At 73.5% G+C, this 9,163-nt stretch carries 6 protein-coding genes and 1 pseudogene; 5 read left to right on the plus strand and 2 right to left on the minus strand.

What is annotated here, in order from left to right; translation table 11 throughout:
- The first annotated feature begins 372 nt into the window (after window positions 1-372).
- Window positions 373-3,747 carry a pyruvate carboxylase gene (locus RH94_RS13200; RefSeq protein WP_073947794.1) on the plus strand — a complete coding sequence of 1,125 codons (3,375 nt, stop codon included), beginning with the start codon at window positions 373-375 and terminating at the stop codon, window positions 3,745-3,747.
- A gap of 89 nt (window positions 3,748-3,836) precedes the next feature.
- Here RH94_RS13200 and RH94_RS13205 read toward each other — a convergent pair whose 3' ends face one another.
- Entirely contained in the window at window positions 3,837-4,826 is a 990-nt protein-coding gene (locus RH94_RS13205; protein ID WP_073947795.1) for a LysR family transcriptional regulator, read from the minus strand.
- A gap of 208 nt (window positions 4,827-5,034) precedes the next feature.
- Between RH94_RS13205 and snpA the strand changes: the two genes are divergently transcribed.
- From snpA to RH94_RS13220, 3 genes are all read left to right on the plus strand, one after another.
- A complete protein-coding gene (gene snpA, locus RH94_RS13210) occupies window positions 5,035-5,712 on the plus strand; it encodes a snapalysin (protein WP_073947796.1) in 678 nt (225 codons plus the stop codon).
- 135 nt (window positions 5,713-5,847) lie between these two features.
- Window positions 5,848-6,378, plus strand: a complete 531-nt coding sequence (locus tag RH94_RS13215) for a GNAT family N-acetyltransferase (protein ID WP_234425735.1) — start codon at window positions 5,848-5,850, stop codon at window positions 6,376-6,378.
- Window positions 6,379-6,413: 35 nt separating this feature from the next.
- Window positions 6,414-7,475, plus strand: a complete 1,062-nt coding sequence (locus RH94_RS13220; protein ID WP_199880940.1) for an ABC transporter permease — start codon at window positions 6,414-6,416, stop codon at window positions 7,473-7,475.
- Window positions 7,476-7,499: 24 nt separating this feature from the next.
- On the opposite strand, the pseudogene RH94_RS13225 reads toward RH94_RS13220, so the two are convergent.
- Window positions 7,500-8,108: pseudogene (locus RH94_RS13225) on the minus strand (amino acid permease); the annotation flags it as partial.
- A 329-nt stretch (window positions 8,109-8,437) separates the two neighbouring features.
- On the opposite strand from RH94_RS13225, the gene RH94_RS40335 reads away from it, so the two are divergent.
- Window positions 8,438-9,118 (plus strand): adenosylcobinamide amidohydrolase, encoded by a 681-nt coding sequence (locus RH94_RS40335; protein ID WP_073947797.1) that lies wholly within the window; start codon window positions 8,438-8,440, stop codon window positions 9,116-9,118.
- Window positions 9,119-9,163: the final 45 nt, after the last annotated feature.

Below are 9,163 nucleotides of genomic sequence, written 5' to 3' on the forward strand. Positions count from 1 at the left end.
CACGGCCGGACGCGCCGACACGGCCGGACGCGCGTCCTCGCCCGCGACCGGGCCGGCCTGCGCGGTCCACACCGAGGCCGCGGCGGCCACCGCCGTCACCCCGACCGCCGCCGTCAGTACCCGGCCGTGCCATCCTCGCCCGCCACGCCGCCCCATGTCCCGCCCCGTTCCTCACCGTGCCTGTGCATCCCGTACACCCGTCAGGACGGAGAAGGACCGGCTTCGGATCCCGCCGTTACCGATCGCGGACGGTTCCGCGGGAAACCGGCGACACGCGCGGGACAATCGGAGGTGAGTGGCCCGCCTCACATGGCGTGACGAGGGCATGCCCGCCACCATGGTCCTCTCACCGGCAGGCCGAAGGGATAGAGAATGTTCCGCAAGGTGCTCGTCGCCAACCGCGGCGAAATCGCGATTCGCGCTTTCCGCGCCGGCTATGAACTGGGCGCGCGAACCGTCGCGGTCTTCCCGCACGAGGACCGCAATTCCCTGCACCGGCTCAAGGCCGACGAGGCCTACCAGATCGGCGAACCGGGGCATCCCGTGCGCGCCTATCTCTCCGTGGAGGAGATCGTCCGCGCCGCACGCCGGGCGGGCGCGGACGCCGTCTACCCGGGCTACGGGTTCCTGTCCGAGAACCCCGAACTCGCCCGCGCCTGCGAGGAGTCGGGCATCACCTTCGTCGGACCGGACGCCGGCACGCTGGAGCTGACGGGGAACAAGGCCCGCGCGGTGGCGGCCGCCCGCGCGGCCGGTGTGCCGGTGCTCGGCTCCTCGGCGCCCTCCACGGACGTCGACGAACTGGTCCGCGCCGCCGAGGACATCGGCTTCCCCGTGTTCGTCAAGGCGGTCGCCGGCGGCGGCGGGCGCGGCATGCGGCGGGTCGAGGAGCCGTCCGCGCTGCGCGAGTCCATCGAGGCGGCCTCCCGCGAGGCGGCGTCCGCGTTCGGCGACCCCACCGTCTTCCTGGAGAAGGCCGTCGTCGACCCGCGCCACATCGAGGTGCAGATCCTCGCCGACGGGCAGGGCGACGTCATCCACCTCTTCGAGCGCGACTGCTCGCTGCAGCGCCGCCACCAGAAGGTCATCGAGCTCGCCCCCGCGCCGAACCTCGACCCCGCGCTGCGGGAGCGGATCTGCGCCGACGCGGTCCGCTTCGCCCGCGAGATCGGCTACCGCAACGCGGGCACCGTGGAGTTCCTGCTCGACCGGGACGGCAACCACGTCTTCATCGAGATGAACCCGCGCATCCAGGTCGAGCACACGGTGACCGAGGAGGTCACCGACGTCGACCTGGTCCAGGCCCAGCTGCGCATCGCCGCCGGCGAGACCCTGGCCGACCTCGGCCTCTCCCAGGAGAGCATCACCCTGCGCGGCGCCGCCCTGCAGTGCCGCATCACCACCGAGGACCCCGCCAACGGCTTCCGTCCGGACACCGGCCGGATCAGCGCCTACCGCTCACCGGGCGGCTCGGGCATCCGCCTGGACGGCGGGACCACCCACGCCGGTACGGAGATCAGCGCGCACTTCGACTCCATGCTGGTCAAGCTCACCTGCCGCGGCCGGGACCTCAAGGCCGCGATCGGCCGGGCGCGGCGTGCCGTGGCCGAGTTCCGCATCCGCGGCGTCGCCACCAACATCCCGTTCCTGCAGGCCGTCCTCGACGACCCCGACTTCCAGGCCGGCCGGGTCACCACGTCCTTCATCGAGCAGCGCCCGTACCTGCTGACCGCCCGCACCTCCGCCGACCGCGGCACCAAGCTGCTCACCTACCTCGCCGACGTCACGGTGAACAGGCCCCACGGCGAGCGGCCCGACTCCGTCGACCCGGTCACCAAGCTGCCGCCGCTGCCCGACGGCGAGGTGCCCGCGGGCTCCCGGCAGCGGCTCGTCGAGCTCGGTCCGGACGGCTTCGCCCGCCACCTGCGCCGGTCGCCGACCATCGGCGTCACCGACACCACCTTCCGCGACGCCCACCAGTCCCTGCTCGCGACGCGGGTGCGCACCAAGGACCTGCTGGCGGCCGCCCCGGTGGTGGCGCGGACCCTGCCCCAGCTGCTGTCCCTGGAGTGCTGGGGCGGCGCCACCTACGACGTCGCCCTGCGCTTCCTCGCCGAGGACCCCTGGGAACGCCTGGCCGCCCTGCGCGAGGCGGCGCCCAACATCTGCCTGCAGATGCTGCTGCGCGGCCGCAACACCGTGGGCTACACGCCGTACCCGACCGAGGTGACCGACGCCTTCGTCCAGGAGGCAGCCGCCACCGGCATCGACATCTTCCGCATCTTCGACGCGCTCAACGACGTCGGCCAGATGCGGCCGGCCATCGACGCCGTACGCGAGACCGGGACGGCCGTCGCCGAGGTCGCCCTGTGCTACACCGGCGACCTCTCCGACCCTGCCGAGCGCCTCTACACCCTGGACTACTACCTCCGCCTGGCCGAGCAGATCGTGGCCGCCGGAGCGCACGTCCTGGCCGTCAAGGACATGGCCGGACTGCTGCGCGCCCCCGCCGCGGCCACACTGGTGTCGGCGCTGCGTCGCGAGTTCGACCTGCCGGTGCACCTGCACACCCACGACACCGCGGGCGGTCAGCTCGCCACCTACCTCGCCGCGATCCAGGCCGGCGCCGACGCCGTGGACGGCGCGGTCGCGTCGATGGCCGGCACCACCTCCCAGCCGTCGCTGTCGGCGATCGTCGCCGCCACCGACCACTCCGACCGCCCCACCGGCCTGGACCTGCAGGCCGTCGGCGACCTGGAGCCGTACTGGGAGGGCGTCCGCAGGATCTACGCCCCGTTCGAGGCGGGCCTGGCCTCACCCACCGGGCGCGTCTACCACCACGAGATCCCCGGCGGCCAGCTGTCCAACCTGCGCACCCAGGCGGTCGCGCTGGGCCTCGGCGACCGCTTCGAGGACATCGAGGCGATGTACGCCGCCGCCGACCGCATCCTGGGCCGCCTGGTCAAGGTCACCCCCTCGTCCAAGGTGGTCGGCGACCTCGCCCTGCACCTGGTGGGCGCCGGTTTGGCACCGGAGGACTTCGAGGCGACCCCGGACCGCTTCGACATCCCCGACTCCGTCATCGGCTTCCTGCGCGGCGAGCTGGGCACCCCGCCCGGCGGCTGGCCGGAGCCGTTCCGCACCAAGGCCCTCAAGGGCCGCGCGCAGGCCAAGCCCGTGACGGAGCTGACCGCCGAGGACCGTGAGGGCCTGGACAAGTCCCGCCGCGCGACCCTCAACCGGCTGCTGTTCCCCGGCCCGACCCGGGAGTTCGAGACCCACCGCCAGACCTACGGCGACACCGGCGTGCTGGACAGCAAGGACTTCTTCTACGGGCTGCGCCCCGGCAAGGAGTACGCCGTCGACCTGGAGCCCGGCGTACGGCTCCTGATCGAGCTGCAGGCGATCGGCGAGGCCGACGAACGCGGCATGCGCACCGTGATGTCCACGCTGAACGGCCAGCTCCGCCCGATCCAGGTGCGCGACGCCGCCGCGGCCTCCGACGTCCCCGTCACCGAGAAGGCCGACCGGACCGACCCCGGCCATGTCGCGGCCCCGTTCGCCGGCGTGGTGACCCTCGCGGTCGCCGAGGGCGACGAGGTGGAGGCCGGCGCGACCGTGGCCACCATCGAGGCGATGAAGATGGAGGCCGCCATCACCGCCCCGAGGGCGGGCCGGGTGACCAGGCTGGCCATCAACCGCGTCCAGCAGGTGGAGGGCGGCGACCTGCTCGTCGAGGTGGACTGACCCACCGGCGCGAGGCGCACCCCGGCACGGCCGGCGGTGCGCCTCGCGGTCGTCACGGCCGGGAACACGGCGGACGGGCCGGAGGGCGGCTACGGGCCGACCCCCACCGGTCGTTTCCGCGGAGGCCGCGGGGCGTGGGGCGCGCGGATCGTGTCCGAACGCTCCAGCCGCTCCCGGTACGCCGGTGCCTGACGGGCGGCTTCCCAGTAGGCCTCTTCCAACTCGGCGTAGCCGTTGTCGAGTTCGGCTTCGCTGCGGGCGGCGAGCAGCAGCCGTACGCCGATCGGGTCGCCCTGCAGGGGCCGGATGGCGAGGTCGGAGCGGGGGCGTGCGGTGGGCTGGCTGACGGTGACCACCTCGCCGGTGGCGGCCAGGGAGTAGGCGGTGAGGTAGTCGCCGTGCAGCATGGCGGGTTCGAGCCCCGCCCCGCGCAGGGCGCGGCACACGGCGTCCCATTCGCCGTCGACCGTGGAGTCGACCATCCAGCGGTCGCCGGCGAGGTCGGCGAGCCGTACCTCGGGCCGCGCGGCCGCCGGGTGATCGGCGGCGAGTGAGACGAACTGCGGTTCGCGCTCGACCAGTACGCGCAGACACAGCCCGGGCGGGATGCGCAGCGGGCTGCCCTCGACCTCGTGCACGAAGGCCATGTCGAGCCGGCCCGTGGCGACCATGCGCAGCAGGGAGTTGGCGGACACGTCCATCTGGAGGGTGGGTTCGGTCCGGGGCACGCGGGTGCGCAGCCGGCGCAGCCAGCCCGGCAGGGCACGGCTGGCGGTGGCGCCGATGCGCAGCTGGGGCCCGCCGGTGGCGCGTGCCGCCGCCGCCCTCGCCTCGGTGACGAGCGCGGCGAGTTCGGCGACGAGGGGCCTGGCGCGGCTCAGTACCGCGTGTCCCAGCGGTGTGGGGCGGCAGCCCGTACGGGTGCGCAGGAAGAGCTGACCGCCGAGGGCGTGCTCGATGCGGCGCAGTTGGGTGCTCAACGAGGGTTGTGAAAGGCCGAGTCGGCGAGCCGCCTGGTGCAGGCTGCCGTGGTCGGCGATGGCGCACAGCACGCGCAGGTGCCTCACCTCGAGCTCCATGGGAGGGAGCGTAGGGCGGCGCCGGACGCCACACCAGATGTTCAAATCCCAACGGAACCAGCGGAACCGCACGAGTCGGTCCTCGATAGCTCCGTGCTATCCCCGATTGCCATCATCCGCCGGGCCGTTGGTATGCCCGACACTCCTGCGTGACCGATCGTTCACCACCCCGCACGAACCACCCCACACGAACGAGGAGTTCCCCCACATGAAGTCGTTCCGCACGAGACTGACGGCTCTCGCGCTCGGCCTCGGCCTGGCCTCGGCCGCGCTGGGCACCGCGTTGCCGGTGAGCGCCCAGGCGACCGGATCCGCGCCGTCCGGGTCCGCCGCCTCGTACGTCCAGTACGCCGGCTCGGCGGAGAACGCCGCCGGCAACGAGGCGTTCTTCGAAGCCGTGTTGGAGTCGGTCGCCAAGAGGCAGGCCGCCCGGCCGGGCCTGCAGGCCGCGGTGACCGTCTACTACAACGCCGCCCAGGCGCCCAGCTTCCGTTCGCAGATATCGAGCGCCGCCTCCATCTGGAACAGCTCCGTGTCCAACGTCAAGCTCCAGGCGACGTCGGGCAGCGCCGACTTCACCTACTACGAGGGCAACGACTCGCGGGGCTCCTACGCCTCCACGAACGGCCACGGCAAGGGCTACATCTTCCTCGACTACGCGCAGAACCGGCAGTACGACTCCATCCGCGTCACCGCCCACGAGACCGGTCACGTGCTGGGTCTGCCGGACCACTACAGCGGTCCCTGCAGCGAGCTGATGTCGGGCGGCGGCCCCGGCACGTCCTGCACCAACCGCTACCCGGACGCGAACGAGCGCGCCCGCGTGAACCAGCTGTGGGCCAACGGCCTCGTCAAGGCCCTGAACAAGCTGAACAAGGCGGACTGACCCCCGCACCGCTGATCCCCGGTCCTCCCCGCCCGTCCCCCCACCGGCACGGGCCCCGCTTCCCGCGAGGGACCCCGCATCGCACACGGGCGGGGAGGACCGGCACCACGAACGGCCGGTGCGAGAATCACCGTCGTGCCCCTGCCTCTTCCCGCGGGACCCTGGCCGTGCGTCCTCACCACCCCGAGGCTGATCCTGCGCCCCGCCGAACCCGCGGACGCCCCCGAGTACACCCGCCTGTGGACCGACCCCGAGGTCCGGCGCTTTCTCGGCGGCCCCGTCGCGCAGGACCTCCTCCCGGTCTACCGGCGGCACTTCGCGGGCCGGCCGTATCTGTTCACCGTGGCCACGAGGCGGGAGGCGGCCGTGCTCGGCTCGGTGTCGATCGACCCGGAGTCCCGGTTCGGCGGCCGGCGGGAGGTGTCGTACTCCTTCCTGCCGGAGCACTGGGGACGGGGATGTGCCCGTGAGGCCGTGGCAGCCGCGGTCGGCTGGGCGTTCGACCACGTCCCGTCGGACGATCCCTCCGTCATCGCGGTCACCCAGGAGGCCAACAGCCGCTCGCGCCGTCTGCTCGAGGCGCTCGGGATGCGGCCGGCCGGCGGCTTCGTGGAGTGGGGTGCTCCTCAGTGCATGTACTCCATCGAGAAGCCGGCCCCGGCGTGAGAGGCGGAGGGCACCGATGATCTAGCGTGGGCGGTATGTCCGAGTTGTCGCACGGTGCTCATGGCCGACCGCCCAGCCGGGCCGAGCGCTGGGCCGACTTCCGGCGCTCGCCGTTCCTGCCCGCGATCGTGCTCACGCTGATCCTCGCCGCCGCGGCCGGGCTCTTCGCCGGCTCGTACACGTACGCCATGGCCAGACCGACACCGCACACCGTTCCCACCGCGGTCGTCGGCGCCTACGACCAGGAGCGGGGCCGGCGTTTCGTCGACGGCATGGAGAAGGCGCTGAACGCCTCCTTGGAGCTGAGCGCGTACGACGGCCGGGGCGCGGCCGAGCAGGCGGTGGACGACCAGAAGGTGTTCGCCGTGCTCGACGTCCCGCCCGCCGGGAACGCCGTCGCGCTGGACGTGTCCAGTGCGTCCGGAGCGAGCGTCGCCCAGGTGCTGGGGGAGACGGCGGTGAAGGTCGGCGGGGCCACCGGCGTACCGGTCACCGTCCGCGACCTCAAGCCGCTGCAGGAGGGCGACCCCCGTGGGCTGGCGATCTTCTACATCTCGCTCGCCGCCGTCATCATCGGCTTCGTCGGCGCCATCCAGCTGAGCGTGCACGCACGCGCGCTGAACCCGCTGGAGCGGATCGCCTTCACCGTCGCCTACGCCCTGCTCGGCGGTTTCGTGATCGCCGCGGTGGTGGACTGGATGCTTGGCGCGCTGCGTCTGCCGTTCGTGGAGTCCTGGCTGATCCTGGCGCTGACCATGTTCGCGTCCGGCATGGTCTTCTCCATGTTCAACACCCTGTTCGGGCGCTGGGCCATGCTGCCGACCTGGGGGCTGATGATCCTGCTCGGCAACCCGTCCTCGGGCGGCGCGGTCTCCTGGCCGCTGCTGCCCTCCCCGCTCGGCGTCATCGGCCGCCGGCTGCCCCCCGGCGCCTCGGTGAACGCCCAGCACACCGCCGTGTACTTCGCGGGGCACCAACACGCCTTCCCGTTCCTGGTCCTGGCGGGCTGGGCCGTCGTCTCCTGTGCGGTCTTCTGGTTCTGGCGCCACCGCCACCCCGGCGGCCGTCCGGCCGGCCCGGCCCACGCGGCTTCGTGAGCCGGGTCCGGGCGGCCCGCCGGATCAGGCCGCCGCCCTGTTCCGGCGGGCCGCCATCACCGCGTGGACGACGACGCCCGCGAACAGGAACAGCGCGCCCTGGTACACCGCGGCGTACCCGGCGCCCGCGACGAGCCACATCGAGAAGGCGGCCGCGACCGCCGCGACCACGGTGTCCCGCACCAGCCGCGCCCGGTCGACCCGCTCGTGCCGCCCCGAGACGAGGTGGAAGATCTGCGCGGCGGCGGCCGGCAGGTACGGCACCGTCGCGGTGAACGTGGTGACCAGGACCAGGATCTCGAACACCTTGGCCGAGCCCGAGGCGTAGTTGTAGGCGGTGAGCAGCGAGGCGAGGACCACGGTGACCGCGACGCCGACGGTCGGAACGCCCCGCCGCCGGCGCGCGAAGGCGGCCGGGAACAGCCCGTCCCGCGCCGCGGCGTACGGCGTCTGCGCGCTCAGCAGCGTCCAGCCGTTGAGGCACCCGGTCATCGACACCAGCGCGGCGATCGCGACGGCCCCTCCGCCCCAGGAGCCGCCGAACATGGTGTTCACGGCGTCCGGGAAGGGCGCGGTGGAGCTCACCAGGCGGTCGTGCGCGACCGTGCCGAAGACGGACAGCGTGCCCAGCAGCCCATGGCCGGACGTATCACCGAATCACACATTTTTGTCCCGTATCACTCCGCGTGGTACCGCAAAAGATGCACCGCGGCGCACCCCGGACCGCGCATCGTCCTCCGTGCCGCACCGGCGCACGCGCCAGGAGCCGGGCCACGGGGCTCAGGCCACGACGACGGCGTCTCACCCGGCGGAGGCCCGGTCCACATCGGCCTGGGTCGGCCGACGGGACCGCCGACGCGAACGGACCGCGTCCCGGCCGCTGTTCGCCGCCCCCGCCCCGTCGACCCCGGCCGGCCCTCGCGTACCATCGGCGGGCACCCCGTCGGCAAGGAGCCCCGCCCGTGACTTCCGTCGTGCCGTCCACGGACGCCGGCCTGCTGCATCCGCGGCTGCTGACCCGCACCGAGGACGGAACACGGCTGCCCGCGCTGGTGTGGTCGGCCGGTCCGGGGTGGCGGATGATCAGCAACGCCGTGCTGGGCGGTGGCATCGGGGAGCGCGGCTGGGTCCTCAACGCGCAGGTGGCTCACGGCTATCGGCGCACCGATCCCGAACGCCACCTCGCCGAACTGGCGGGTTCGGCCGGCCTGTACGGGGCGGGAGTCGGCCTGATGACCGCCGCCGACGTCGAGGCCCACGGCCGGGCGTGCGACGGCGGCGCCGTCGCCGTCGCCACCTCGGGTGTCAGGGTGCGGGGGTGGGCCGCCGCGCCGGAGCCGGGGGAGTGCGGCCCGCAGGCTCCGGGCACGATCAACGTCGTCGCCGCGCTCCCGGTCGCGCTGTCGGACGCCGCCCTGGTCAACGCCGTCATGACGGCCACCGAGGCCAAGGTGCAGGCACTGCTGGAGGCGGGCTACGACTGCTCGGGCACTCCCACCGACGCGGTGTGCGTGGCCGCCCGCGTACCGGGTGCGGGGGAGGAGCCCCACACCTTCGCCGGGCCCCGCTCGCTGTGGGGCGCCCGCCTGGCCCGCGCCGTGCACCGGGCGGTGCGCGGCGCGACGCCGGTCCCCGGCGGATGAGGCCCGGCCGGGCGTGACGGCCGGACACGGAACGCCGTCGGCCCC

The organism is Streptomyces kebangsaanensis (assembly GCF_001906585.1).
GTDB lineage: Bacteria > Actinomycetota > Actinomycetes > Streptomycetales > Streptomycetaceae > Streptomyces > Streptomyces kebangsaanensis.

Excerpts from the sequence above, each read along its gene's own strand:
- RH94_RS13200 (WP_073947794.1), top strand. The coding sequence starts at position 373 with ATGTTCCGCAAGGTGCTCGTCGCCAACCGCGGCGAAATCGCGATTCGC.
- RH94_RS13205 (WP_073947795.1), bottom strand. The coding sequence starts at position 4,826 with ATGGAGCTCGAGGTGAGGCACCTGCGCGTGCTGTGCGCCATCGCCGAC.
- snpA (WP_073947796.1), top strand. The coding sequence starts at position 5,035 with ATGAAGTCGTTCCGCACGAGACTGACGGCTCTCGCGCTCGGCCTCGGC.
- RH94_RS13220 (WP_199880940.1), top strand. The coding sequence starts at position 6,414 with ATGTCCGAGTTGTCGCACGGTGCTCATGGCCGACCGCCCAGCCGGGCC.